This window comes from Streptomyces sp. AM 2-1-1 (assembly GCF_029167645.1).
Taxonomy (GTDB): domain Bacteria; phylum Actinomycetota; class Actinomycetes; order Streptomycetales; family Streptomycetaceae; genus Streptomyces.
On the sequence record NZ_CP119147.1, the window covers coordinates 6,118,397 to 6,143,537 of the forward strand.

Annotated in this window: 22 protein-coding genes; 19 read left to right on the plus strand and 3 right to left on the minus strand. The window is 71.1% G+C overall.

Annotated features, from left to right (window positions below):
• The first annotated feature begins 3 nt into the window (after nt 1-3).
• From pdxT to PZB77_RS26780, 10 genes are all read left to right on the plus strand, one after another.
• Entirely contained in the window at nt 4-606 is a 603-nt protein-coding gene (gene pdxT, locus PZB77_RS26735) for a pyridoxal 5'-phosphate synthase glutaminase subunit PdxT (RefSeq protein WP_275495177.1), read from the plus strand.
• Between the two features lie 60 nt (nt 607-666).
• The gene (locus PZB77_RS26740; RefSeq protein ID WP_275495178.1) at nt 667-1,422 is read left to right on the plus strand and encodes a YebC/PmpR family DNA-binding transcriptional regulator; all 756 of its coding nucleotides are present in this window, start codon (nt 667-669) and stop codon (nt 1,420-1,422) included.
• Nucleotides 1,423-1,553: 131 nt separating this feature from the next.
• The gene (ruvC, locus tag PZB77_RS26745) at nt 1,554-2,087 is read left to right on the plus strand and encodes a crossover junction endodeoxyribonuclease RuvC (protein WP_275495179.1); all 534 of its coding nucleotides are present in this window, start codon (nt 1,554-1,556) and stop codon (nt 2,085-2,087) included.
• On the plus strand, nt 2,084-2,710 hold the full coding sequence (gene ruvA / locus PZB77_RS26750) for a Holliday junction branch migration protein RuvA (protein ID WP_275495180.1): 627 nt from the start codon (nt 2,084-2,086) through the stop codon (nt 2,708-2,710). Before ruvC ends, ruvA begins: the two co-directional genes overlap by 4 nt.
• A 32-nt stretch (nt 2,711-2,742) precedes the next feature.
• Nucleotides 2,743-3,834 (plus strand): Holliday junction branch migration DNA helicase RuvB, encoded by a 1,092-nt coding sequence (gene ruvB, locus PZB77_RS26755; RefSeq protein WP_275495181.1) that lies wholly within the window; start codon nt 2,743-2,745, stop codon nt 3,832-3,834.
• A 165-nt stretch (nt 3,835-3,999) separates the two neighbouring features.
• Entirely contained in the window at nt 4,000-4,464 is a 465-nt protein-coding gene (gene yajC / locus PZB77_RS26760) for a preprotein translocase subunit YajC (protein ID WP_275495182.1), read from the plus strand.
• A gap of 147 nt (nt 4,465-4,611) precedes the next feature.
• Entirely contained in the window at nt 4,612-6,402 is a 1,791-nt protein-coding gene (gene secD / locus PZB77_RS26765) for a protein translocase subunit SecD (RefSeq protein ID WP_275495183.1), read from the plus strand.
• A 1-nt stretch (nt 6,403) separates the two neighbouring features.
• Nucleotides 6,404-7,516, plus strand: a complete 1,113-nt coding sequence (gene secF, locus PZB77_RS26770; protein WP_275495184.1) for a protein translocase subunit SecF — start codon at nt 6,404-6,406, stop codon at nt 7,514-7,516.
• Nucleotides 7,513-8,061 carry an adenine phosphoribosyltransferase gene (locus PZB77_RS26775; RefSeq protein ID WP_275495185.1) on the plus strand — a complete coding sequence of 183 codons (549 nt, stop codon included), beginning with the start codon at nt 7,513-7,515 and terminating at the stop codon, nt 8,059-8,061. The genes secF and PZB77_RS26775 overlap by 4 nt, the downstream gene beginning before the upstream one ends.
• A 157-nt stretch (nt 8,062-8,218) precedes the next feature.
• A complete protein-coding gene (locus PZB77_RS26780) occupies nt 8,219-10,768 on the plus strand; it encodes a RelA/SpoT family protein (RefSeq protein ID WP_275495186.1) in 2,550 nt (849 codons plus the stop codon).
• A 111-nt stretch (nt 10,769-10,879) separates the two neighbouring features.
• Here the strand turns inward: PZB77_RS26780 and PZB77_RS26785 are convergent, their stop codons facing one another.
• Together PZB77_RS26785 and PZB77_RS26790 are read right to left on the minus strand one after the other, a co-directional pair.
• The gene (locus PZB77_RS26785; RefSeq protein WP_275495187.1) at nt 10,880-12,109 is read right to left on the minus strand and encodes a DUF349 domain-containing protein; all 1,230 of its coding nucleotides are present in this window, start codon (nt 12,107-12,109) and stop codon (nt 10,880-10,882) included.
• A gap of 260 nt (nt 12,110-12,369) precedes the next feature.
• Nucleotides 12,370-13,152: a peptidylprolyl isomerase gene (locus PZB77_RS26790; RefSeq protein WP_275495188.1), complete on the minus strand. Its 783-nt coding sequence runs from the start codon at nt 13,150-13,152 to the stop codon at nt 12,370-12,372.
• 156 nt (nt 13,153-13,308) lie between these two features.
• Between PZB77_RS26790 and PZB77_RS26795 the strand changes: the two genes are divergently transcribed.
• The 5 genes from PZB77_RS26795 (at nt 13,309) to rpsD (ending at nt 18,639) form a co-directional block, all read left to right on the plus strand.
• The gene (locus PZB77_RS26795) at nt 13,309-13,995 is read left to right on the plus strand and encodes an MBL fold metallo-hydrolase (RefSeq protein ID WP_275495189.1); all 687 of its coding nucleotides are present in this window, start codon (nt 13,309-13,311) and stop codon (nt 13,993-13,995) included.
• A gap of 14 nt (nt 13,996-14,009) precedes the next feature.
• Nucleotides 14,010-15,272 (plus strand): histidine--tRNA ligase, encoded by a 1,263-nt coding sequence (hisS, locus tag PZB77_RS26800; RefSeq protein ID WP_275495190.1) that lies wholly within the window; start codon nt 14,010-14,012, stop codon nt 15,270-15,272.
• Nucleotides 15,273-15,650: 378 nt separating this feature from the next.
• The gene (locus PZB77_RS26805) at nt 15,651-16,286 is read left to right on the plus strand and encodes a vitamin K epoxide reductase family protein (protein ID WP_275495191.1); all 636 of its coding nucleotides are present in this window, start codon (nt 15,651-15,653) and stop codon (nt 16,284-16,286) included.
• 91 nt (nt 16,287-16,377) lie between these two features.
• Nucleotides 16,378-17,754, plus strand: coding sequence for a replication-associated recombination protein A (locus PZB77_RS26810; protein ID WP_275495192.1), 1,377 nt, complete (start codon nt 16,378-16,380; stop codon nt 17,752-17,754).
• A gap of 270 nt (nt 17,755-18,024) precedes the next feature.
• Complete coding sequence (rpsD, locus tag PZB77_RS26815; protein ID WP_015607373.1) at nt 18,025-18,639, plus strand: 30S ribosomal protein S4; 615 nt, start codon at nt 18,025-18,027, stop codon at nt 18,637-18,639.
• A gap of 19 nt (nt 18,640-18,658) precedes the next feature.
• Here rpsD and PZB77_RS26820 read toward each other — a convergent pair whose 3' ends face one another.
• Complete coding sequence (locus PZB77_RS26820) at nt 18,659-20,857, minus strand: regulator (RefSeq protein ID WP_275495193.1); 2,199 nt, start codon at nt 20,855-20,857, stop codon at nt 18,659-18,661.
• Between the two features lie 232 nt (nt 20,858-21,089).
• On the opposite strand from PZB77_RS26820, the gene PZB77_RS26825 reads away from it, so the two are divergent.
• The 4 genes from PZB77_RS26825 to ruvX are packed head-to-tail and all read left to right on the plus strand — an operon-like array spanning nt 21,090 to nt 25,051.
• Nucleotides 21,090-21,536 (plus strand): DUF948 domain-containing protein, encoded by a 447-nt coding sequence (locus tag PZB77_RS26825; protein ID WP_275495194.1) that lies wholly within the window; start codon nt 21,090-21,092, stop codon nt 21,534-21,536.
• Nucleotides 21,537-21,543: 7 nt separating this feature from the next.
• A complete protein-coding gene (locus PZB77_RS26830; RefSeq protein ID WP_275495195.1) occupies nt 21,544-21,900 on the plus strand; it encodes a hypothetical protein in 357 nt (118 codons plus the stop codon).
• Complete coding sequence (gene alaS / locus PZB77_RS26835; protein WP_275495196.1) at nt 21,900-24,569, plus strand: alanine--tRNA ligase; 2,670 nt, start codon at nt 21,900-21,902, stop codon at nt 24,567-24,569. The genes PZB77_RS26830 and alaS overlap by 1 nt, the downstream gene beginning before the upstream one ends.
• A gap of 17 nt (nt 24,570-24,586) precedes the next feature.
• A complete protein-coding gene (gene ruvX, locus PZB77_RS26840; RefSeq protein ID WP_275496232.1) occupies nt 24,587-25,051 on the plus strand; it encodes a Holliday junction resolvase RuvX in 465 nt (154 codons plus the stop codon).
• The last annotated feature ends 90 nt before the right edge of the window (nt 25,052-25,141 follow it).

Genomic DNA, 25,141 nt, shown 5'->3' on the forward strand with positions numbered 1-25,141 from the left:
CCGATGACCGACACTCCCGTGGTCGGGGTGCTCGCCCTCCAGGGCGACGTGCGCGAGCACCTGATCGCCCTGGCCTCGGCGGACGCCCTGGCCAGGCCGGTCCGGCGCCCCGAGGAACTGGCCGGGGTCGACGGTCTCGTCATCCCCGGCGGCGAATCCACCACCATGTCCAAACTCGCCGTGCTCTTCGGCATGATGGAGCCGCTGCGCGAACGGGTCCGGGCGGGCATGCCGGTCTACGGCACCTGCGCCGGCATGATCATGCTCGCCGACAAGATCCTGGACCCGCGCTCGGGCCAGGAGACCGTCGGCGGAATCGACATGATCGTGCGCCGCAACGCCTTCGGCCGCCAGAACGAGTCCTTCGAGGCCTCGGTCACCGTCCGCGGCATCGACGAGTCCACCGGCGGACCGGTGGAGGGCGTGTTCATCCGGGCACCCTGGGTGGAGTCGGTGGGCGCCTCGGCCGAGGTCCTCGCCGAGCACCGCGGCCACATCGTGGCCGTACGCCAGGGGAACGCGCTCGCGACCTCGTTCCACCCCGAGCTGACCGGCGACCACCGTGTCCACGCGCTCTTCGTCGAGATGGTGCGCGCGACGCTCTGACCGATCCCGGTAGGATCTCTCGGGTTCGGATCGATTTTGGTGACGCGAAGGAGAAGGCAGATGTCCGGCCACTCTAAATGGGCTACGACGAAGCACAAGAAGGCCGTGGTCGACGCCAAGCGCGGCAAGCTCTTCGCGAAGCTGATCAAGAACATCGAGGTCGCGGCCCGCTCCGGCGGCGTCGACCTCGACGGCAACCCGACGCTCGTCGACGCCGTCCAGAAGGCGAAGAAGAGCTCCGTCCCCAACAAGAACATCGACTCCGCGGTCAAGCGCGGTGGCGGTCTCGAAGCGGGCGGCGCCGACTACGAGACGATCATGTACGAGGGGTACGGTCCCAACGGTGTCGCGGTGCTCATCGAGTGCCTCACCGACAACCGCAACCGCGCCGCCTCGGACGTGCGTGTGGCGATGACCCGCAACGGCGGCTCGATGGCCGACCCGGGCTCCGTCTCGTACCTGTTCCACCGCAAGGGCGTCATCCACGTGCCCAAGGGCGACCTGACCGAGGACGACGTGCTCGGCGCCGTGCTCGACGCGGGCGCCGAAGAGGTCAACGACCTCGGCGACACCTTCGAGGTCGTCAGCGAGGCCACCGACATGGTCGCGGTCCGCACCGCGCTCCAGAACGAGGGCATCGACTACGACTCCGCCGACGCCAACTTCCTGCCCACCATGCAGGTGGAGCTCGACGAAGAGGGCGCGCGCAAGATCTTCAAGCTCATCGACGCGCTGGAGGACAGCGACGACGTGCAGAACGTCTTCGCCAACTTCGAGGTTCCGGACGAGGTCATGGAGAAGCTCGACGCCGCCTGATCCCGGCGGCTTTCGGCCGTGACGACGCGACGGGCCGACGGGGACACACCCCTGTCGGCCCGTCGTGTTGTCACAGCCGCCCGATAACCTGCCAGAACAGTTGACCGAGTGGTGAGGACAGGGGGCGCTCCATGCGCGTACTCGGCGTGGACCCGGGGCTGACCCGGTGCGGGGTCGGCGTCGTCGACGGCGTCGCCGGCCGCCCGCTGACCATGATCGGAGTCGGCGTGGTGCGCACCCCGCCCGACGCCGAACTCGGCGACCGCCTGGTCGCCGTCGAGCGGGGCATCGAGCAGTGGCTCGACGAACACCGCCCCCAATACGTCGCCGTGGAGCGCGTGTTCAGCCAGCACAACGTCCGTACGGTGATGGGCACCGCCCAGGCCAGCGCGGTCGCCATGCTCTGCGCCGCCCGCCGCGGCATCCCCGTCGCCCTGCACACCCCCAGCGAGGTCAAGGCCGCCGTCACCGGCTCCGGACGCGCCGACAAAGCCCAGGTCGGCGCCATGGTCACCCGGCTGCTCCGGCTCGACGCGCCCCCCAAGCCCGCCGACGCCGCCGACGCCCTCGCCCTCGCGATCTGCCACATCTGGCGGGCCCCGGCGCAGAACCGGCTCCAGCAGGCCGTCGCCGCCCAACGCACGCTGAAAGGCCGCACCGCATGATCGCCTTCCTCTCCGGCCCGGTGGCCGCCCTCTCCCCGGCCGCGGCCGTCATCGAGGTCGGCGGCATCGGCATGGCCGTCCAGTGCGCCCCGCGCACCCTCGCCGACCTCCGGATCGGACAGCAGGCCAGGCTCGCCACCTCGCTCGTCGTCCGCGAGGACTCCCTCACCCTCTACGGCTTCGCCGACGACGACGAGCGGCAGGTCTTCGAGACGCTCCAGACCGCCAGCGGGGTCGGACCCCGCCTCGCCCAGGCGATGCTCGCCACCCACAGCCCGGACGCACTGCGCCAGGCCGTCTCCACCGGCGACGAGAAGGCCCTCATGGCCGTCTCCGGCATCGGCAAGAAGGGCGCCCAGAAGCTCCTGCTGGAGCTCAAGGACCGGCTCGGCGCCCCGCTCGGGGCCCTCATCGGCCGGCAGACGCCCGGAGCCGCGGCCGTCGCCGACTGGCGCGAGCAGCTGCAGGCCGCCCTGATCGGTCTCGGCTACGCCCCGAGGGAGGCCGAGGAGGCGGTGTCCGCCGTCGCCCCGCAGGCCGAGGCGGCCCTCGCGGACGGCGTCCGGCCGCCCGTGCCGCAGCTGTTGCGCGCCGCCCTCCAGACCCTCAACCGCACCCGCTGACCGGCGCCGAACCCCGAGGCAGGACAGACCCGATGAACTGGGACGAGACCGGACCCGACACCGACGAGCGGGCGGCCGACGCGGCGGCGTACGACGACCGGCTGGTCACCGGCGTTGCGGACGGCGAGGACACCGCCGTCGAGGCCGCCCTGCGACCCAAGGACCTCGACGAGTTCGTGGGCCAGGAGAAGGTCCGCGAACAGCTCGACCTCGTCCTCAAGGCGGCCCGTGCCCGCGGTGCCACCGCCGACCACGTGCTCCTTTCGGGGGCACCCGGTCTCGGCAAGACCACTCTTTCGATGATCATCGCAGCGGAGATGAACGCGCCCATCCGGATCACCTCCGGACCCGCCATCCAGCACGCGGGCGACCTCGCCGCGATCCTCTCCTCCCTCCAGGAGGGCGAGGTCCTCTTCCTGGACGAGATCCATCGCATGTCCCGGCCCGCCGAGGAGATGCTCTACATGGCGATGGAGGACTTCCGCGTCGACGTCATCGTCGGAAAGGGACCGGGCGCCACCGCCATCCCCCTCGAACTTCCCCCGTTCACCCTGGTCGGCGCCACCACCCGGGCCGGCCTGCTGCCGCCCCCGCTGAGGGACCGTTTCGGCTTCACCGGTCACATGGAGTTCTACGCCCCCGCCGAGCTGGAACGCGTCCTGCACCGCTCCGCCGGACTCCTCGACGTGGCCATCGACACCGCGGGCGCCGCCGAGATCGCCGGCCGCTCCCGGGGCACCCCCCGCATCGCCAACCGCCTGCTGCGCCGCGTCCGCGACTACGCCCAGGTCAAGGCGGACGGCGTGATCGACCGGGAGATCGCCGCCGCGGCGCTCAAGGTGTACGAGGTCGACGCCCGCGGGCTCGACCGGCTCGACCGGGCCGTCCTCGGCGCGCTGCTGAAGCTCTTCGGCGGCGGTCCCGTCGGCCTCTCCACCCTCGCCGTCGCCGTGGGGGAGGAGCGGGAGACGGTCGAGGAGGTCGCCGAGCCCTTCCTCGTACGGGAGGGACTGCTGGCCAGGACGCCGCGCGGAAGGGTGGCCACACCGGCCGCCTGGGCCCATCTGGGCCTTGTTCCGCCGCAGCACGGCGCAAAGGGACAAGCGGGCCTGTTCGGGGCGTGATGCGTCACAGCTTTCACGTTTACGGAACCGGGGTGCGATGCTGGGCGTTGTTCCAGCGATGCGGACTCGCTTAGACTCCGCCGATGCCGCCCTAAAAGGTCGGTGTACCCACCCCCGTAGATACAGGCCGCATTCCAGCGCGGTCGTGCGAAGGAAAACCGTCCCGTGAGCTTCCAATTTCTTCTCCCCTTCATCGTGATCATCGGGGCCATGTTCCTGATGACCCGGTCCGCCAAGAAGAAGCAGCAGGCGGCCTCCCAGATGCGCAACGAGATGCTGCCGGGCACCGGTGTCCGCACGATCGGTGGCATGTACGCCACGGTCAAGGAGATCCAGGAGGACACCGTCCTCCTGGAGGTCGCTCCGGGCGTCCACGCGATCTACGCGAAGAACGCCATCGGCGCCGTCCTGGAGGACGCGGAGTACAACCGCATCGTCCACGGCGACACGGAGGAGCTCGACACCCCGGTCGTTCCGGACGACGCCTCGTCGCTCACCGGTGACCACGCGGTGGAGGTCGAGAAGATCGACCTCGGCAAGAAGCCCGTGGACGACGACGCCGAGGGCACCCCGGCGAAGGACGCTCCGGTCGCGGACGCCAAGGACGACGGCGACACCGGCGCGAAGTAGTCGCACGACACGGGGACACCGCCCGCCCACCCGGCGCGCGGTCTTCCCGGACCGTCCGGTCTTCTGCGGGGGCGGGTCCCCACATCACTTCGTGGCCGCTCGGGCGCGTACCCGGCGCGGGGCGGTTGGACAGGGAGAAACGACAAGGTGGCAGCACCGAAGAAGGGCCGAGGGCCGGCCGGCGGTCAGGGAAGGCCGGGGCGTTCCCTGGCTCTCATCCTGATCGCCATGGTCGCGCTCGCTGGCGGGATGTTCCTGTCCGGCCACACCACTCCGAGACTGGGCATCGACCTGGCGGGCGGAACCTCGATCACGCTCCAGGCCAAGAGCCAGCCCGGCAAGCCGGACGCGATCAACGAGACCAACATGAACACCGCGGTGAACATCATCGAGCGCCGTGTCAACGGTCTCGGTGTGTCCGAGGCCGAGGTCCAGACCCAGGGCTCGAACAACATCATCGTGAACATCCCGAAGGGGACCAACTCCGAGCAGGCCCGGGAGCAGGTCGGTACGACCGCCCAGCTCTACTTCCGGCCCGTTCTGACCGTCGAGGCCAGCGGCTCCGACGCGACCCCCCCGGCCACCGCCACCCCCTCGGGCAGCGCCTCCCCGAGTGCTTCGGCCTCCGCCTCCGCGAAGGCCACCGAAGGTGAGACGGCCACCGACGGTGACGACGCCGGCTCCTCCGCCACTCCCTCCCCGAGCACCACCACGCAGGGCCGCGCCGTCACCGGCGCGCTGACCGCGGACACCACCCCGAGCCCGTCGGCCACCGCGACCGGCGACGCCGCCGCGACCGCCGACCCGTCGGCGAGCGCCTCCGCCGACCCCGCCACCGCGAAGCTCCAGGCCGAGTTCGCCGCCCTCGACTGCTCCGACCCGAAGCAGCGCGCAGAGGCCGGCCAGGACGCCAAGGCCTCCGACACCATCGTCGCCTGCGGTTCCAACACGCCGGGCAGCTACGAGAAGTACGTCCTCGGCCCCGCCGCGGTCTCCGGCAGCGACGTGGACAACGCCCAGGGCACCATCGACCAGACCACCGGTGAGTGGATCGTGTCGATGGAGTTCACCTCCGGCGGTGCCAAGAAGTTCAACAAGATCACGTCGACGCTCTCGCAGCAGACCTCGCCGATGAACCAGTTCGCGATCGTCCTCGACGGCGAAGTGGTCTCCGCGCCCTCGGTCGCCACCGCGCTCAGCGCCAACGCCCAGATCTCGGGCAACTTCGACCAGCAGTCGGCCCAGGACCTCGGCAACATCCTGTCCTACGGCGCCCTGCCGCTCACCTTCACGGAGGCGAGCGTCACCACGGTGACCGCCGCCCTCGGTGGCGAGCAGCTCCGCGCGGGCCTGATCGCCGGCGCCATCGGCCTCGCGCTGGTCGTCATCTACCTCGTGGCGTACTACCGCGGCCTGGCGTTCATCGCGCTCCTCAGCCTCCTGGCCTCCGGCATCCTCACGTACACGATCATGGCCCTGCTCGGCCCGGCCATCGGCTTCGCGCTGAACCTGCCCGCCGTCTGCGGCGCCATCGTGGCCATCGGCATCACCGCCGACTCGTTCATCGTGTACTTCGAACGGGTGAGAGACGAGATCCGCGAGGGACGCACCCTCCGGCCGGCCATCGAGCGTGCCTGGCCCCGTGCCCGGCGCACCATCCTGGTCTCCGACTTCGTGTCGTTCCTCGCCGCCGCCGTGCTCTTCGTGGTCACCGTCGGCAAGGTCCAGGGCTTCGCGTTCACGCTCGGCCTCACCACCGTGCTCGACGTCGTCGTGGTGTTCCTCTTCACCAAGCCGGTCATGACGCTGATGGGCCGGACGAAGTTCTTCTCCAGCGGGCACCCGTGGTCCGGCCTGGACCCCAAGCGGCTCGGCGCGAAGCCGCCGCTGCGCCGCTCGCGCCGTACCACCCCCTCCACCGACCCGAAGGAGGCGTGAGATGTCGCGACTCGGCAACATCGGCGCCCGGCTCTACCGCGGCGAGGTCGGTTACGACTTCATCGGTAAGCGCAAGATCTGGTACGGCGTCTCGATCCTGATCACCATCACGGCCATCCTCGGCCTGGCGGTCGGTGGCCTCAACATGGGCATCGAGTTCAAGGGCGGCGCGGTCTTCACGACCGACACCAAGGCCAAGATCTCCACCTCCCAGGCCCAGGAAGCGGCCGTGGAGGCCTCCGGTCACGAGGCGATCGTGCAGGAGCTCGGCAACGGCGGTCTGCGCATCCAGATCACCGAGGTCGACACGGCCAAGGCCGACGGCATCAAGAAGCAGCTCTCCGAGGACCTCGGCATCCCCGCGGCGAAGATCAACGCCGACCTGGTCGGCCCGAGCTGGGGCGAGCAGATCGCCAACAAGGCGTGGACCGGCCTCGGGATCTTCATGGTCCTGGTGGTGGTCTACCTGGCCATCGCCTTCGAGTGGCGGATGGCCGTCGCCGCCCTGGTGGCGCTGATCCACGACATCACCATCACGGTCGGGGTCTACGCCCTGGTCGGCTTCGAGGTCACCCCGGGCACCGTGATCGGTCTGCTCACCATCCTCGGTTACTCCCTCTACGACACGGTCGTCGTCTTCGACAGCCTCAAGGAGGGCCAGAAGGGGATCACCAAGCAGACCCGGTACACCTACAGCGAGATCGCCAACAAGTCGATCAACAGCACGCTGGTGCGCTCCATCAACACCACCGTGGTCGCGCTCCTGCCCGTCGCCGGTCTGCTCTTCATCGGTGGCGGTGTGCTCGGCGCCGGCATGCTGAACGACATCTCCCTCTCGCTCTTCGTCGGTCTCGCGGCCGGTGCGTACTCCTCGATCTTCATCGCCACGCCGCTCGTCACCGACCTCAAGGAGCGCGAGCCGCAGATGAAGGCGCTCACCAAGCGCATCCTCGCCAAGCGTGCCGCCGCCGCGGCCAAGGGCGAGTCCGAGGAGGACGACGACGACCCGCAGGGCTCCGTCCCCGCGGGCGCCGGTGCGGGCTCCTCCCCGGTGATCGGACAGCGCCGCCAGCCCGGCGACAGCACCGGCCGCGGCCCGGGGAACCGCCGATGACCACCGCCGAATCCGTCCGGGAGCTGCTCCTCAGCCGCATCCGTGACGTACCCGATTACCCCAAGCCGGGCGTCCTCTTCAAGGACATCACCCCGCTGCTCGCGGACCCGGTGGCCTTCACGGCGCTGACCGAGGCCCTCGCGGAGCTGTGCGTGAAGCACGGCGCCACCCGGATCGTCGGCCTCGAAGCGCGCGGCTTCATCCTCGCCGCGCCCGTCGCGGTCCGCGCGGGGCTCGGCTTCATCCCCGTGCGCAAGGCCGGGAAGCTGCCCGGAGCCACGCTCCGCCAGGCCTACGACCTGGAGTACGGCACCGCCGAGATCGAGGTGCACGCCGAGGACATCACCGCCGAGGACCGGATCATGGTCATCGACGACGTCCTCGCCACCGGTGGCACCGCCGAGGCCTCGCTGGAGCTCATCCGGCGTGCGGGCGCCCGGGTCGCGGGCGTCGCGGTCCTCATGGAGCTCGGCTTCCTCGCCGGGCGCGGCCGCCTGGAGCCCGCGCTCCGCGGCGCCCCGCTGGAGGCCCTGATCACGGTCTGAGTGATTGGCACGACCACGCGCGGGCATCCGGGGAACAACCGGGTGCCCGCGCGCGTTGTGAGGGCCTCCAGGGTCCCCGGACGGGGCCGACCGTGCCGGTTCCCGGCACTGGATACCATGGCCTTCCGGGTAGTCCGGATACGCACGAGGAGTGCCCTTGCCAGACGAGGCCAACGCAGCCGGAGCGCCGCAGCCGGAGAAGCCCGCGGCGCAGTCCGCCGCGCCCGGTCCCGCCACATCCCCCGGCGAGACAACGCAGGGGCCCGAGAAGCGGCCCGCCGCGTCGGACAGCGCGGGGGCCGTGAAGCAGCCCGCTCCCGCCCTTCCGGCGCCGCCCGCCTCGAAGAACCCGACGCGGCCCGTGAAGCCGGCCACACCGGCCGGCCCGGCGGCCCGCACCGGTGGCGGCTCCTCCAACCGGGTGCGGGCGCGCCTCGCCCGACTGGGCGTGCAGCGCTCCAGCCCGTACAACCCGGTCCTCGAACCGCTGCTGCGCACCGTGCGCCAGAACGACCCCAAGATCGAGTCGGCCACGCTCCGGCAGATCGAGCGGGCGTACCAGGTCGCCGAGCGCTGGCACCGGGGGCAGAAGCGCAAGAGCGGCGACCCTTACATCACGCACCCGCTCGCGGTCACCACCATCCTCGCCGAGCTGGGTATGGATCCGGCCACCCTGATGGCGGGGCTGCTGCACGACACCGTCGAGGACACCGAGTACGGCCTGGACACCCTGCGCCGTGACTTCGGCGACCAGGTGGCGCTGCTCGTCGACGGCGTGACGAAGCTGGACAAGGTGAAGTTCGGCGAGGCCGCGCAGGCCGAGACCGTCCGCAAGATGGTCGTCGCGATGGCGAAGGACCCCCGGGTCCTCGTCATCAAGCTCGCCGACCGGCTGCACAACATGCGCACCATGCGCTACCTCAAGCGGGAGAAGCAGGAGAAGAAGGCCCGCGAGACGCTGGAGATCTACGCTCCGCTCGCCCACCGCCTGGGCATGAACACCATCAAGTGGGAGCTGGAGGACCTCGCCTTCGCGATCCTCTACCCGAAGATGTACGACGAGATCGTCCGCCTCGTCGCCGAGCGGGCGCCCAAGCGCGACGAGTACCTCGCCATAGTGACCGACGAGGTCCAGTCCGACCTGCGGGCCGCACGCATCAAGGCCACCGTCACCGGCCGGCCGAAGCACTACTACAGCGTCTACCAGAAGATGATCGTGCGGGGCCGCGACTTCGCCGAGATCTACGACCTGGTGGGCATCCGCGTCCTCGTGGACACCGTCCGCGACTGCTACGCGGCGCTCGGCACCGTGCACGCGCGATGGAACCCGGTCCCGGGCCGGTTCAAGGACTACATCGCGATGCCGAAGTACAACATGTACCAGTCGCTGCACACCACGGTCATCGGCCCCAGCGGCAAGCCCGTCGAACTCCAGATCCGCACGTTCGACATGCACCGCCGCGCCGAGTACGGCATCGCCGCGCACTGGAAGTACAAGCAGGAGGCCGTCGCCGGGGCGTCCAAGGTCCGCACCGACGTGCCCAAGAGCACCAGCGGCGGCCGGAACCAGGACACCGTCAACGACATGGCGTGGCTGCGCCAGCTCCTCGACTGGCAGAAGGAGACCGAGGACCCCGGCGAGTTCCTGGAATCGCTGCGCTTCGACCTCTCGCGCAACGAGGTCTTCGTCTTCACGCCCAAGGGCGACGTGATAGCGCTGCCGGCCGGCGCGACACCCGTCGACTTCGCCTTCGCCGTCCACACCGAGGTCGGCTACCGCACGATAGGAGCGCGCGTCAACGGGCGGCTCGTTCCGCTCGAATCGACGCTCGACAACGGCGACCTGGTGGAGATCTTCACCTCCAAGGCGGCCGGCGCCGGACCCTCCCGGGACTGGCTCGGCTTCGTCAAGTCGCCCCGGGCCAGGAACAAGATCCGGGCCTGGTTCTCCAAGGAGCGCCGCGACGAGGCGATCGAGCAGGGCAAGGACTCCATCGCCCGGGCGATGCGCAAGCAGAACCTGCCGATCCAGCGGATCCTGACCGGCGACTCCCTCGTCACCCTCGCGCACGAGATGCGCTACCCCGACATCTCGTCCCTCTACGCGGCGATCGGCGAGGGCCACGTCACCGCCGCCGGCGTCGTGCAGAAGCTGGTGCAGGCCCTCGGCGGCGAGGACGCCGCCAACGAGGACCTCGCCGAGAGCGCGCCGCCCTCCCGGGGCCGCAGCAAGCGCCGGGCGAACAACGACCCCGGCGTCGTGGTCAAGGGCGTCGACGACGTCTGGGTCAAGCTGGCCCGCTGCTGCACCCCCGTACCGGGCGACCCCATCATCGGATTCGTCACCCGGGGCAGCGGCGTCTCGGTGCACCGCGCGGACTGCGTGAACGTCGACTCGCTCTCGCAGCAGCCGGAGCGGATCCTCGAGGTCGAGTGGGCGGCGACCCAGTCCTCCGTCTTCCTGGTCGCCATCCAGGTCGAGGCGCTGGACCGCTCGCGGCTCCTCTCGGACGTCACCCGTGTCCTGTCCGACCAGCACGTCAACATCCTGTCGGCGGCCGTGCAGACCTCCCGCGACCGGGTGGCCACCTCGCGCTTCACCTTCGAGATGGGCGACCCGAAGCACCTGGGGCACGTCCTGAAGGCCGTACGCGGTGTGGAGGGCGTCTACGACGTCTACCGGGTCACCTCCGCCCGCCGGCCCTGAGACGCACCCGCGGACACGAGAAGGGGGCCCGTACGCGAGACGCGTACGGGCCCCCTCCTCCGTCCGGCAGAGGTCCGGCTCCGATCCGCCGGACCCCTCCCGAAAGGGCCGTCAGCCGCCGAACTCCTGCAGGCCCTTCAGCGCCTGGTCGAGCAGTGCCTGCCGGCCTTCGAGCTCACGGGCGAGCTTGTCGGCACGGGCGTTGTTGCCCGAAGCGCGGGCGGTGTCGATCTGTCCGCGCAGCTTGTCCACGGCCGCCTGGAGCTGCCCCGTCAGACCCGCGGCACGCGCCCGCGCCTCGGGGTTGGTCCGGCGCCACTCCGACTCCTCGGCCTCCTGGAGCGCCCGCTCCACGGCGTGCACCCGGCCCTCCACCTTCGGGCGGGCGTCGCGCGGCACGTGACCGATGGCCTCCCAGCGCTCGTTGATGGCCCGGAAGGCGGCACGGGCCGCCTTGAGGTCCGTCACGGGCACCAGCTTCTCGGCCTCGGCGGCGAGCTCCTCCTTGAGCTTGAGGTTCTCGCCCTGCTCCGCGTCCCGCTCGGCGAAGGTCTCGCCCCGGGCCGCGAAGAAGACGTCCTGCGCCCCGCGGAAACGGGCCCACAGCTCGTCCTCGGCCTCGCGCTGGGCGCGGCCCGCCGCCTTCCACTCCGTCATCAGATCGCGGTACCGGGCCGCGGTGCCGCCCCAGTCCGTCGAGCCGGAGAGCGACTCGGCCTCGACGGCCAGCTTCTCCTTGACCTTGCGGGCGTCCTCGCGCTGGGCGTCCAGCGAAGCGAAGTGGGCCTTGCGGCGCTTGGAGAAAGCGGACCGGGCGTGCGAGAAGCGGTGCCACAGCTCGTCGTCCGACTTGCGGTCCAGCCGCGGCAGGCCCTTCCACGTGTCGACGAGGGCCCGCAGCCGCTCCCCGGCGGAGCGCCACTGCTCGCTCTGGGCCAGTTCCTCGGCCTCGGTGACCAGCGCCTCCTTGGCGAGCTTCGCCTCGTCGGCCTGCTTCGCCTTCTGGACCCGGCGCTCCTCGCGCCGCGAGTCGACCGTCGCGACGAGCGCGTCAAGCCGTGTGCGCAGCGCCTGCAGGTCGCCCACGGCGTGGTGCTCGTCGACCTGCGTCCGCAGGTGGTCGACGGCTGCCGTGGCGTCCTTGGCCGACAGATCGGTGGTCTTCACCCGCTTCTCGAGGAGGCCGATCTCGACCACCAAGCCCTCGTACTTGCGCTCGAAATAGGCCAACGCCTCCTCGGGCGAACCGGCCTGCCACGATCCGACGACCTGCTCGCCCTCGGCAGTACGCACGTACACGGTGCCCGTCTCGTCGACGCGGCCCCACGGGTCGCTGCTCACAGCGCCTCCTCCACCTGATGCCTGCGAGGGGGTGGGCCCCCCGGGCATCGTCCACAGTTTCCTGGGGCGGGCAGCGCCCGCCCTGCACCCCGCCAATCTAGGCGACCGGCGGCCCGGCTGTCCGCACTCAGCACGGCCGGATTTCTCCGGTGCGGGCTTTCGGCCCGGGTGATCTCCGGCCACCCTCCCGGCATTTCGGCAACACACCGAGCCCCGGCGGCCAAGAGGACGGCCGCCGGGGCTCCCGGGAACCGAGCGGGTCACTTCTTCTCGACGGTCACCTTCGACACGTCCACGGCCTTCTTCGGCGCACCGTCGGTCGCGCCGCCGTCCACACCGGCCTTGCCGATCGCCTGGACGGCCTTCAGCGAGGCGGCGTCCATCGTGCCGAACGGGGTGTACGTCGGGGGCAGCTTGGAGTCCTTGTAGACGAGGAAGTACTGGCTGCCGCCGGTGTGCTCCTGGCCGGTGTTGGCCATGGCGACCGTGCCGGCCGGGAACGTCACCGTGCCGTCGGCGCCCGCCTTGCCGAGGGCGTCGAGGTTCTCGTCCGGGATGGTGTAGCCGGGACCGCCGGTGCCGTCACCCTTGGGGTCGCCGCACTGGAGGACGAAGATCCCCTCCGTCACCAGGCGGTGGCACTTCGTACCGTCGAAGAACCCCTTGTCCGCGAGGTACTTGAACGAGTTCGTCGTGTGCGGGGTCTTCGACGCGTCCATGGTGAACTTCAGCTCGCCCTGGCTCGTCCTGAGGTCCATCGCGTACGTCGCCGTCTTGTCGATGGTGACCTCCGGCTCCGGCTCCGCGCTCTCGCTCGCGGACGGCGACGGGGAGGCCGAGGCTTTCGCCGCCGGCTTCTTGTCGTCGTCGTCGTTCCCCACGGTCGCGAACGCGACCCCGCCTATGACGACGGCCGCGGCCACCGCTGAGGAGATGATCATCGTGAGCCGCCTGGTGCGCCGGCGCGCTTCCTCCCGCCGCTGCTGCTGCCGCTCGTACTTCTCCCGGGCGAGCTGCCGCCGCCGCTGATCGCTGCTGACCACCGGTTGGTCTCCTTGTAGTCGTGTGGGTCGGGCCTGGGCTGCCCGTACCGTATATGGGTTAGCTGTGGAATGAGGAGCGCCGGTAGGCTCTGATCCGCCGCATCGGCTGCCGCGGCCCCTTTTCGCCGTCTCGCCCGTACCGAACGAAGGACGATCGTGCTCATTGCCGGGTTCCCCGCCGGGGCCTGGGGGACCAACTGCTATCTGGTCGCCCCCGCCGCCGGTGAGGAGTGCGTGATCATCGACCCGGGCCACCAGGCCACCCAGGGCGTCGAGGACGCACTCAGGAAGCATCGGCTGAAGCCCGTCGCCGTCGTGCTCACCCACGGACACATCGACCACGTCGCCTCGGTGGTCCCGCTCTGCGGCGCGCACGACGTCCCCGCCTGGATCCACCCCCGGGACCGCTACATGATGAGCGACCCGGAGAAGGCCCTCGGCCGCTCCATCGGGATGCCGCTCATGGGCGAGCTGACCATCGGCGAGCCCGACGACGTGAAGGAACTCACCGACGGCGCGCGTCTGGAGCTGGCCGGGCTGGAGTTCGGCGTCGCGCACGCGCCCGGCCATACGAAGGGGTCGGTCACGTTCAGGATGCCCGGGGCCGCCGACGTACCGCCGGTCCTCTTCTCGGGCGACCTGCTCTTCGCCGGCTCCGTCGGACGCACCGACCTGCCCGGCGGCGACCACGCCGAACTCCTCGAATCGCTGGCCCGCGTGTGCCTGCCGCTCGACGACTCGACCGTGGTGCTGTCCGGCCACGGCCCCCAGACCACCATCGGCCGCGAGCGCGCCGCCAACCCGTTCCTGAACGGGCTCGACGCGCCGCGACGAGGAATGTGACGAGAGATTTCGCTGTGAGCACTTTCCAGGCCCCCAAGGGCACCTACGACCTCATCCCGCCGGACTCCGCGAAGTACCTGGCGGTCCGTGAGGCCATCGCCGCACCCCTGCGCTCCTCCGGCTACGGCTACGTCGAGACTCCGGGCTTCGAGGACGTGAACCTCTTCGCGCGCGGCGTCGGCGAGTCCACCGACATCGTCACCAAGGAGATGTACACCCTCACCACCAAGGGCGGCGACGAACTCGCGCTCCGCCCCGAGGGAACCGCCTCCGTGCTGCGCGCCGCGCTGGAGGCCAACCTCCACAAGGCCGGGAACCTGCCGGTCAAGCTCTGGTACTCCGGCTCGTACTACCGCTACGAGCGCCCGCAGAAGGGCCGCTACCGCCACTTCTCGCAGGTCGGGGCCGAGGCGATCGGCGCCGAGGATCCGGTGCTCGACGCCGAGCTGATCATCCTGGCGGACCAGGCGTACCGCTCGCTGGGCCTGACCGGTTTCCGCATCCTGCTGAACTCGCTCGGCGACAAGGAGTGCCGGCCGGTCTACCGCGAGGCGCTCCAGGGCTTCCTGCGCGATCTCGACCTGGACGAGGAGACCCGCCGCCGCATCGAGATCAACCCGCTGCGGGTGCTCGACGACAAGCGGCCCGAGGTGCGGAAGCAACTCGTCGGCGCCCCGAAGCTCGGCGACCACCTCTGCGACGCCTGCAAGGCGTACCACGAGGAGGTGCGCGGCCTGCTGACCGCCGCCGGAGTCGTGTTCGAGGACGACGAGAAGCTCGTCCGCGGCCTCGACTACTACACCCGCACCACCTTCGAGTTCGTCCACGACGGTCTGGGGTCGCAGTCCGCGGTGGGCGGCGGCGGCCGGTACGACGGCCTCTCCGAGATGATCGGCGGACCGGCGCTGCCGTCGGTCGGCTGGGCGCTCGGCGTGGACCGCACGGTCCTGGCGCTGGAGGCCGAAGGCATCGAGCTGGACATCCCCGCCGCCACCAGCGTCTACGCGGTGCCGCTCGGGGAGGAGGCCCGCCGGGTGCTCTTCGGCGTGGTGACCGCCCTGCGCAGGGACGGGATCGCGGCGGACTTCGCGTTCGGCGGCCGCGGTCTCAAGGGCGCCATGAAGAGCGCCAACCGCTCGGGGGCTCCGTGGGTGATCGTCGCCGGCGAGCGCGACCTCGCCGAGGGCGTCGTACAGCTCAAGGACATGGAGTCGGGCGAGCAGACCGCGGTGCCGCTGGACGGGATCGCCGACGCGGTACGCGCCCGCCTCGCCTGAGCGGCCTCAGTGGCACACCGCCGAGGGGCGGTCCGGTCGAACCGACCGGGCCGCCCCTCGGCGTATCGGCACATCCGGCGGCGGCACGTCCGGCCCCGGCGCATCCAGCCCCGGCGCTTCCGGCCTCCGGGAGTCAACGTCGCGTTCCGGAGGTCGTTCGCCCGGGTGATCCCCCCGCGCGCACGCGGAGATCTTCCGCCGCGCCGCATGAGGTCGCGCCGGACGCGTTCTGCCTCACCAGAGCCCCGGCGCCCCCGAGAGACCGGGGAAGGGGTCGCCCTCGGGTCGCACATCCTTATGCGCATCGAACTGAAGACCCGAACGGTGGTACGGCACAATGACGGTGCCCGGCTGGACTCTCAGTGATGGAACGGCGATATGACGACTGCAGCGGTAGATCACCACTCCTCGACGCAGGCCGGGGACGGCGGTAGACGCACCATCGGGAGCGGGCGCGGCCTCGCGCTGCTGCTGGTGATCACGGGAGCGGCCGGACTGCTGGCCGCCTGGGTCATCACCATCGACAAGTTCAAGCTCCTGGAAGACCCCGGCTTCACCCCGGGCTGCAGCCTCAACCCGGTGGTGGCCTGCGGCAACGTGATGAAGAGCGAGCAGGCGTCCGCCTTCGGGTTCCCCAACCCGATGATCGGGCTCGTCGCCTACTCCATCGTGATCGGCATCGGCATGGCGCTGCTCGCCGGAGCCCGGTTCCGCTCCTGGTACTGGCTCGGCCTCAACGCCGGGACCCTCTTCGGCGTCGGTTTCTGCACCTGGCTCCAGTACCAGTCGCTGTACAACATCAACTCGCTCTGCCTCTGGTGCTGCCTGGCCTGGGTCGCGACGATCTTCATGTTCTGCTACGTCACCATCCACAACGTCAAGCACCGCATCCTGCCCGCGCCGTCCTGGCTGCGCAGCGGACTCACCGAGTTCCACTGGGCGCCCCCGGTGCTCTGGATCGGCATCATCGGCATGCTCATCCTGACCCGCTGGTGGGACTTCTGGACCAGCTGACCGGCGCCGGGCGCGCGTCCCCGGGGGCCCGGACCGCACGCCCGCGGCCGGGCCGGCCGCTCTGTCGGTGCGGTCGCTTAGGCTTCCTGTCGTGGAGCCCGATCTTTTCACCGCCGCAGCCGAAGAACGCCAGGAGAAGGACCCGTCGAGCAGCCCCCTGGCTGTCCGGATGCGCCCACGGGTCCTCGACGAGGTCGTCGGCCAGCAGCATCTGCTGAAGCCGGGCTCCCCGCTGCGCAGGCTCGTCGGCGAGGCCGGCGGCGGTCCGGCCGGTCCGTCCTCGGTGATCCTCTGGGGGCCGCCGGGCACCGGCAAGACCACCCTCGCCTACGTGGTCAGCAAGGCCACCAACAAGCGCTTCGTCGAACTCTCGGCGATCACCGCGGGGGTCAAGGAGGTCCGGGCCGTCATCGACAGCGCCCGCCGGGCCTCCGGCGGCTTCGGCAAGGAGACCGTCCTCTTCCTCGACGAGATCCACCGCTTCTCCAAGGCCCAGCAGGACTCCCTGCTCCCCGCCGTGGAGAACCGCTGGGTCACCCTCATCGCGGCGACCACCGAGAACCCCCACTTCTCCATCATCTCGCCGCTCCATTCGCGCTCGCTGCTGCTGACCCTGGAGTCGCTCACCGAGGACGACGTGCGCGCCCTGCTGCACCGCGCCCTCACCGAGGAGCGCGGTCTCGGCGGTGCGGTGACGCTCCCCGAGGACGCGGAGGACCACCTGCTGCGCATCGCGGGCGGCGACGCCCGCCGCGCGCTCACCGCCTTGGAGGCCGCCGCCGGGGCCGCCCTCGCCAAGCAGGAGGCGGAGATCACCCTCTCGACGGTCGAGGAGACCGTCGACCGGGCCGCCGTGCGGTACGACCGCGACGGCGACCAGCACTACGACGTGGCGAGCGCGCTGATCAAGTCGATCCGCGGCTCGGACGTGGACGCGGCCCTGCACTACCTGGCGCGCATGATCGAGGCGGGGGAGGACCCCCGGTTCATCGCCCGCCGACTGATGATCTCGGCCAGCGAGGACATCGGGCTGGCCGATCCGACCGCGCTGCCGACGGCCGTGGCCGCCGCCCAGGCCGTCGCCCTGATCGGTTTCCCCGAAGCCGCCCTCACCCTCAGCCACGTCACCATCGCCCTGGCCCTCGCCCCCAAGTCGAACGCGGCCACCCTGGCGATCACGGCCGCCCGGGAGGACGTCCGCAAGGGCCTGGCCGGCCCGGTCCCGGCCTACCTGCGCGACGGCCACTACGCGGGCGCCGCCAAGCTGGGCCACGCCCAGGGCTACGTCTACCCGCACGACGTCCCCGGCGGCATCGCGGCCCAGGAGTACGCCCCCGAGGCGGTCCGGGGCCGCCGTTACTACACCCCCACCCGGTACGGCGCCGAGGCCCGCTACGCCGACGTCGCCGACCGGGTCCGCGAACGCCTCGGCCGCACGGACGGCGACGCCGCGGCGCAGGAGCGCTGACCGGCCCCGGCGAGACCCCGGTAAGAGCAGCTCCGCGGAGCAGGTACTCTGTAGAGGAGTTCGTGTGCGTACGGCCTGCTCGACGGCAGCCGGACGATATTCAAGCCCGCTGGGACGCGGCTGACCACGATCAGATCGGCCTTCCGTCGTAACGGCACCCTCGTGCGTGCCGTCGCTTCTTCGTGATGTCCGTGATGTGTGTGGTGTTCCCAGGGCGAGACGCGCGATCTCTCGAGTGAGGTAAACCCCTACAACGGAGGTCTGGAGAACGTGCCTAACCAGTCGCGTCCCAAGGTCAAGAAGTCGCGTGCCCTCGGCATCGCTCTGACGCCCAAGGCTGTCAAGTACTTCGAAGCGCGTCCGTACCCGCCGGGCGAGCACGGCCGTGGCCGCAAGCAGAACTCGGACTACAAGGTCCGTCTGCTGGAGAAGCAGCGCCTGCGTGCGCAGTACGACATCAGCGAGCGCCAGATGGCGCGTGCCTACGACCGCGCCAAGAAGGCCGAAGGCAAGACCGGCGAGGCGCTCGTCGTCGAGCTCGAGCGTCGCCTCGACGCCCTGGTCCTGCGTTCGGGCATCGCCCGCACCATCTACCAGGCCCGTCAGATGGTCGTCCACGGCCACATCGAGGTCAACGGTGGCAAGGTCGACAAGCCGTCGTTCCGCGTGCGCCCCGACGACGTCGTCCAGGTCCGCGAGCGCAGCCGCACCAAGGTCCCCTTCCAGGTGGCCCGCGAGGGTGGTTACGACACCGACGGTGAGACCCCGCGCTACCTCCAGGTGAACCTGAAGGCCCTGGCCTTCCGCCTGGACCGGGACCCGAACCGCAAGGAAATCCCGGTCATCTGCGACGAGCAGCTCGTCGTCGAGTACTACGCCCGCTGATCCAGGCGCAGCGCTCGCATCAGAGCTCGGGCCCGCCCCTTCCGTTCATCCGGGAGGCGGCGGGCCTTCGCGTTTCCCCGGCCGCTTGTACACCCGCCGCAGGCGGCCCCTCCGCGGACGGTGCGGCGCCGGCCGCCAGCGCCCGCCGTACCGCCGTGTCGTGGTCGAGCAGCGCCCCCGCGCGCAGGGCGGCACCGTACGCGTCGTCCCCCAGCTCCCCGCGGGCGAGCTCCGCGCACTCGGCGCGCGGAGCGCCGTAGTGGGCCGAGCCGAAGACGGGCACTCCCACGGAGGGCCATATCACCGACGCGGCCCCCTGCAGCACGGCGGCCTCCTCCGCGTCGCCCTCCACCGCGGTCAGCAGGGCCAGCAGCTCCAGGCAGAGGACGGTGCCCAGCAGGTCGTGGAACCGGTGGCCGGTGGTCAGCGCCTCCCGCACCATCCGGCGGCTCGGCCCGGTGCGCCCCCGCCGCAGTGCCACGAAGCCGAGGACGTAGAGCGCGTACGCGCGGGCCCAGCGCTCCCCGTGGTCGTCGCAGATCTCCTCGACCTCACGGCAGGTCGCGGCGGCGCCCGCCAGGTCTCCCCGGAACGCCAGAGTCATGGAGAGTTCGACCTGGGCCATCAGGACGTTGCTGTTCAGCTCGCCCACCTCGCGGTAGCGCGCCAGCGCCTCCCGCAGCAGTTCCCCCGCGCGCGCCAGGTCGTCGGTGACGAGGGCCAGACAGCCGGTGCGGTGCACCGCGTACGCGGCCGCGACCCCGTCCCCGGACCGTTCCGCCCCCTCCCGGCAGCTCTGGAGCGCGGAGATCGCACCGGCCGCGTCGCCCTGGAGCACCGCCACGTACCCGAGGACCCACTGTGCCTTGAGGCGCGACGGATCGTGCGTGGCCTCCTCGTCGAGCACCTGCTCCAGCCAGTACCGGCCTTCGGCCAGCCGCCCGCAGCCGGCCCAGAAGTACCAGAGGGTTCCTGCCAGGTACTGCGCGAGGTGGACCTCGTCCACCGACTCCATCGAGAACTCCATCGCCCTGCGGATATTGGGGAGTTCGGACTCGACGCGGGCCGCCACCTCCTCCTGCCGGGGGGAGAACCAGTCCAGCTCGCACATGGTCGCGAGCCCCAGGAACCAGTCCCTGTGCCGCCGCCGCAGCCGCTCCGCGTCCCCGGTCGCCGAGAGCCACTGGGCCCCGTACTCGCGGACCGTGTCCAGCAGCCGGTAACGGGTCGTGGCGGGGGAGTCCTCGCGCAGCACGACCGACTGGGCCAGCAGCCCGTCCAGCACGTCCAGCACGGTGTCGGCCGGCAGGTCCGGACCGCCGCAGACGTACTCCGCTGCCTCCAGGTCGAAGTGGCCGGCGAAGACCGAGAGCCGCGCCCACAGCAGCCGCTCCGCGGGCGCGCACAGTTCGTGGCTCCAGCCGATGGCCGTGCGCAGCGTCCGGTGGCGCGGCGGGGCGCTCCGGCTGCCGCCGGTCAGCAGCCGGAACCGGTCGTCCAGCCGCTGCAGGATCTGCTCCGGCGCGAGCGCGCGGGTCCGTCCGGCGGCGAGCTCCAGGGCGAGCGGGATCCGGTCGAGGCGCCGGCAGAGTTCCCGCGCCGTGTCCCGGGCCGCGCCGGTGAGCGCGGAGCCGGGCCGTACCGCCGCCGCCCGGGAGGCGAACAGCTCCAGCGCGTCCTCGTCGTTCATCGGCGCCAGCGGGAACAGCACCTCACCGTCCACCCGCAGCGGCAGCCGCCCCGACGCCAGCACCGTCAGACGCGGGGCCCGGCGGAGCAGCTCCAGGACCAGGTCCGCGCAGGCCCCGACGTGCTGTTCGTACCCGTCGACCACCAGCAGCAGCTCGCGGTCGGCGAGGTGGTCGACGAGGACGGCCCGGGGCGGGCGCCGGGTGTGGTCGGTGAGCCCGAGCGCATCGACCACGGCGTGCTCCAGGAGGTCGGGATCGCCGAGGCCGGAGAGCTCGGCGATCCCGACCCCGTGGCAGTACCGTTTCTCCGCGAGCGAGGCCGCGCGCACCGCGCACCGGCTCTTGCCGACACCGGCGACACCGACGACGGTGACCAGCCGGTTCTCCTCCAGCAGCCCGCCGACGGCGGCCAGGTCGTCGAGGCGTCCGACGAACGGGTTCAGCTCCGCCGGCAATCCGCGGGGGCGGGGGGCGGGCCCGGAGGCCCGATCGTCGGGTCCGGGAGCACGGTCCTGAAGACGTCGCATGAACACGCAGGGTACTCATCCGGAAGCGCGCCGTACAAAATTTCTTCGAAGACCCCTGGCCGGGGCACGGGTAATGCGGTACGGGGCGTCACGCCCGGCGCGATAGGCTCGTGGCGACGACGACCGGCCGAGTGACGGGCCCCCGCCCCGGCGCCCCGGCCGGCTCCGGACGGTGACAGGCCCTCAGGGGCGAGCGACAAGCAGAGAGCGGTGCACAGTGTCCGGTGGAGAGGTGGCCGGGATCCTGGTGGCCGTCTTCTGGGCGATTCTGGTCTCGTTCCTCGCCGTGGTGCTGGTGAGGCTCGCCCAGACGCTCAAGGCGACCACCAAGCTGGTGGCGGACGTGACCGAGCAGGCCGTGCCGCTCCTCGCGGACGCCTCCGCGACCGTGCGCTCCGCCCAGACCCAGCTGGACAAGGTCGACGCCATCGCGTCGGACGTCCAGGAGGTCACCTCCAACGCCTCCGCCCTCTCCACCACCGTCGCCTCGACCTTCGGCGGCCCCCTCGTGAAGGTGGCGGCCTTCGGCTACGGCGTCCGCCAGGCCCTCGGCCGCCGGACCGTGCCCGAGCCCGCCCGTGAGGCCCCGGCCCCCCGCCGTACCGTTGTCGTCGGACGAACCGTGCCGTCCGCCCGCAAGAAGCGCGGCGGGCGCAGCTCCCGCGGACAGAAGGACTGAACCAGCGATGTTCCGCCGTACCTTCTGGTTCACCACCGGCGCAGCCGCCGGCGTGTGGGCCACCACCAAGGTGAACCGCAAGATCAAGCAGCTCAGCCCCGAGAGCCTCGCGGCGCAGGCGGCCGACAAGGCGATCGAGGCGGGCCACCGGATCAAGGACTTCGCCCTCGACGTGCGTGAGGGCATGGTCCGGCGCGAGGCCGAACTCGGCGGAGCGCTGGGCCTCGACGCACCGGTCGGCCCGGAGCTCTCCGCGCAGCGCCCGCGCGCCGTCGGGGCGGCCGGACCCGCCGGCCGCGCGGACGAGGCGCCCCTGTACCGCACCCTCCCCCACAACCCGAACAACCGGAATGAGGACCACTGATGGAGTCGGCCGAAATTCGCCGCCGCTGGCTGAGCTTCTTCGAGGAGCGCGGCCACACCGTCGTCCCCTCGGCGTCGCTCATCGCGGACGACCCGACTCTGTTGCTGGTCAACGCGGGCATGGTGCCCTTCAAGCCGTACTTCCTCGGTGAGGCCAAGCCCCCGGCCCCCCGCGCCACCAGCGTGCAGAAGTGCGTCCGTACCCCGGACATCGAAGAGGTCGGCAAGACCACCCGCCACGGCACGTTCTTCCAGATGTGCGGGAACTTCTCCTTCGGCGACTACTTCAAGGAAGGCGCCATCAGGTACGCCTGGGAACTGCTCACCAGTTCCGTGGCGGACGGCGGCTACGGCCTGGAGCCGGAGAAGCTCTGGATCACCGTCTACCTCGACGACGACGAGGCCGAGACGATCTGGCGCGACGTGATCGGCGTCCCCTCCGAGCGCATCCAGCGCCTCGGCAAGAAGGACAACTTCTGGTCCATGGGAGTCCCCGGTCCCTGTGGACCCTGCTCCGAGATCAACTACGACCGCGGCCCCGAGTTCGGCGTGGAGGGCGGCCCGGCCGTCAACGACGAGCGCTACGTGGAGATCTGGAACCTGGTCTTCATGCAGTTCGAGCGCGGCGCCGGCGACGGCAAGGAGGACTTCCCGATCCTCGGGGACCTGCCGTCCAAGAACATCGACACCGGTCTCGGCCTCGAACGCCTCGCGATGATCCTGCAGGGCGTGCAGAACATGTACGAGACCGACACCCTGCGCGTCGTCATGGACAAGGCCACCGAGCTCACCGGTGTCCGTTACGGCGCCGCCCACTCCACCGACGTCTCCATGCGCGTGGTCGCCGACCACATGCGCACCTCCGTCATGCTCATCGGCGACGGCGTGACCCCGGGCAACGAGGGCCGCGGTTACGTGCTGCGCCGCATCATGCGCCGCGCGATCCGCAACATGCGCCTCATGGGTGCCACCGGCGCCGTGGTGCAGCAGCTCATCGATGTCGTGATCGACACGATGGGCCGGCAGTACCCGGAACTCCTGACCGAGCGCAAGCGCATCGAGACGGTCGCGCTCGCCGAGGAGACCGCCTTCCTGAAGGCCCTCAAGGGCGGCACCAACATCCTGGAGACCGCCGTCACCGAGACCAAGGCCGCCGGCGGCCGGGTCCTCGCCGGTGACAAGGCGTTCCTGCTCCACGACACCTGGGGCTTCCCGATCGACCTGACCCTGGAGATGGCCGCCGAGCAGGGCCTGGCCGTCGACGAGGACGGGTTCCGCCGCCTCATGCAGGAGCAGCGCGACAAGGCCAAGGCCGACGCCCGCGCCAAGAAGACCGGCCACGCCGACCTCTCCGCCTACCGCGAGGTCGCCGACACCGCCGGCGCCACCGAGTTCACCGGCTACACCACCACGACGGGGGAGTCGACCGTGGTCGGCCTCCTCGTCAACGGGGTCCCCTCGCCCGCCGCCTCCGAGGGCGACGAGGTGGAGGTCGTCCTGGACCGCACCCCCTTCTACGCCGAGGGCGGCGGCCAGCTCGCCGACACCGGGCGCATCCGCCTCGACAGCGGCGCCGTCGTGGAGGTCCGCGACGTCCAGAAGCCCGTCCCCGGTGTCAGCGTGCACAAGGGCGTCGTCCAGGTCGGCGAGGTGACCGTGGGCTCCTCCGCCTACGCCACGATCGACATCACGCGCCGCCGGGCCATCGCCCGCGCCCACTCCGCCACCCACCTCACCCACCAGGCGTTGCGTGACGCCCTGGGCCCCACGGCCGCCCAGGCCGGTTCGGAGAACTCCCCGGGCCGCTTCCGCTTCGACTTCGGCTCGCCCGCCGCCGTCCCCGGCACGGTCCTCACCGACGTCGAGCAGAAGATCAACGAGGTCCTCTCGCGGGAGCTCGACGTCCAGGCCGAGGTCATGTCCATCGACGAGGCCAAGAAGCAGGGCGCCATCGCCGAGTTCGGCGAGAAGTACGGCGAGCGGGTCCGGGTCGTCACCATCGGCGACTTCTCCAAGGAGCTGTGCGGCGGCACGCACGTGAACAACACCGCGCAGCTCGGTCTGGTGAAGCTGCTCGGCGAGTCCTCCATCGGCTCCGGCGTGCGTCGCATCGAGGCCCTGGTGGGCGTCGACGCGTACAACTTCCTCGCCAAGGAGCACACGGTCGTCGCCCAGCTCCAGGAGCTGGTCAAGGGCCGCTCCGAGGAGCTGCCGGAGAAGGTATCCGCCATGCTCGGCAAGCTGAAGGACGCCGAGAAGGAGATCGAGAAGTTCCGCGCGGAGAAGGTCCTGCAGGCCGCCGCCGGGCTGGTCGAGTCCGCCCAGGACGTACGCGGTGTGGCTCTGGTCACCGGCCAGGTGCCCGACGGCACCTCCGCCGACGACCTGCGCCGCCTGGTGCTCGACGTACGCGGCCGCATCCAGGGCGGCCGGCCCGCCGTGGTCGCCCTGTTCACCACCGCCAACGGCCGCCCGCTGACGGTCATCGCCACCAACGAGGCCGCCCGCGAGCGCGGCCTCAAGGCCGGCGACCTGGTGCGCACGGCCGCCAAGACCCTCGGTGGCGGTGGCGGCGGCAAGCCGGACGTCGCCCAGGGCGGCGGCCAGAACCCCGACGCCATCGGCGACGCCGTCGCCGCCGTCGAACGCCTGGTCACCGAGACCGCATGACCGAGGAGAGGGCCCCGATGCGTCGCGGACGCAGGCTCGCGATCGATGTCGGGGACGCCCGGATCGGGGTCGCCTCGTGCGACCCCGACGGCATCCTGGCCACGCCGGTGGAGACCGTGCCGGGACGTGACGTCCCGGCCGCCCACCGGCGGCTCGGGCAGATCGTCGAGGAGTACGAGCCGATCGAGGTCGTCATCGGCCTTCCCCGGTCCCTGGGCGGTGGTGAGGGTCCCGCCGCGGCGAAGATCCGCGTCTTCGCCCAGGCGTTCGCCCGAGCGGTCCACCCGCTGCCCGTGCGGCTGGTGGACGAGCGGATGAGCACGGTGACGGCCACCCAGGGGTTGCGCGCCTCGGGCGTCCGGTCCAAGAAGGGGCGGTCGGTGATCGACCAGGCCGCTGCCGTGGTGATCCTGCAGAACGCGCTGGAGTCCGAACGGGCGTCAGGGCATGCACCTGGCGAGGGCGTCGAAGTGGTGCTGTGATCGCGATACGGTAACGTTCCGCGCGATGCTGCGGTGTTCGAACAGCCCGCACGGCGAAGCGAAGAGACGGACAGCGCGTCTCGCGGCTCT

What these genes read in the sequence shown, in the direction of transcription:
- ruvB (WP_275495181.1), top strand. Translation starts at nt 2,743, where the DNA reads ATGAACTGGGACGAGACCGGACCCGACACCGACGAGCGGGCGGCCGAC.
- alaS (WP_275495196.1), top strand. Translation starts at nt 21,900, where the DNA reads ATGGAGTCGGCCGAAATTCGCCGCCGCTGGCTGAGCTTCTTCGAGGAG.
- PZB77_RS26830 (WP_275495195.1), top strand. Translation starts at nt 21,544, where the DNA reads ATGTTCCGCCGTACCTTCTGGTTCACCACCGGCGCAGCCGCCGGCGTG.
- PZB77_RS26820 (WP_275495193.1), bottom strand. Translation starts at nt 20,857, where the DNA reads ATGCGACGTCTTCAGGACCGTGCTCCCGGACCCGACGATCGGGCCTCC.
- ruvX (WP_275496232.1), top strand. Translation starts at nt 24,587, where the DNA reads ATGCGTCGCGGACGCAGGCTCGCGATCGATGTCGGGGACGCCCGGATC.
- PZB77_RS26805 (WP_275495191.1), top strand. Translation starts at nt 15,651, where the DNA reads ATGACGACTGCAGCGGTAGATCACCACTCCTCGACGCAGGCCGGGGAC.
- secF (WP_275495184.1), top strand. Translation starts at nt 6,404, where the DNA reads ATGTCGCGACTCGGCAACATCGGCGCCCGGCTCTACCGCGGCGAGGTC.
- ruvC (WP_275495179.1), top strand. Translation starts at nt 1,554, where the DNA reads ATGCGCGTACTCGGCGTGGACCCGGGGCTGACCCGGTGCGGGGTCGGC.
- PZB77_RS26775 (WP_275495185.1), top strand. Translation starts at nt 7,513, where the DNA reads ATGACCACCGCCGAATCCGTCCGGGAGCTGCTCCTCAGCCGCATCCGT.
- pdxT (WP_275495177.1), top strand. Translation starts at nt 4, where the DNA reads ATGACCGACACTCCCGTGGTCGGGGTGCTCGCCCTCCAGGGCGACGTG.
- ruvA (WP_275495180.1), top strand. Translation starts at nt 2,084, where the DNA reads ATGATCGCCTTCCTCTCCGGCCCGGTGGCCGCCCTCTCCCCGGCCGCG.
- PZB77_RS26740 (WP_275495178.1), top strand. Translation starts at nt 667, where the DNA reads ATGTCCGGCCACTCTAAATGGGCTACGACGAAGCACAAGAAGGCCGTG.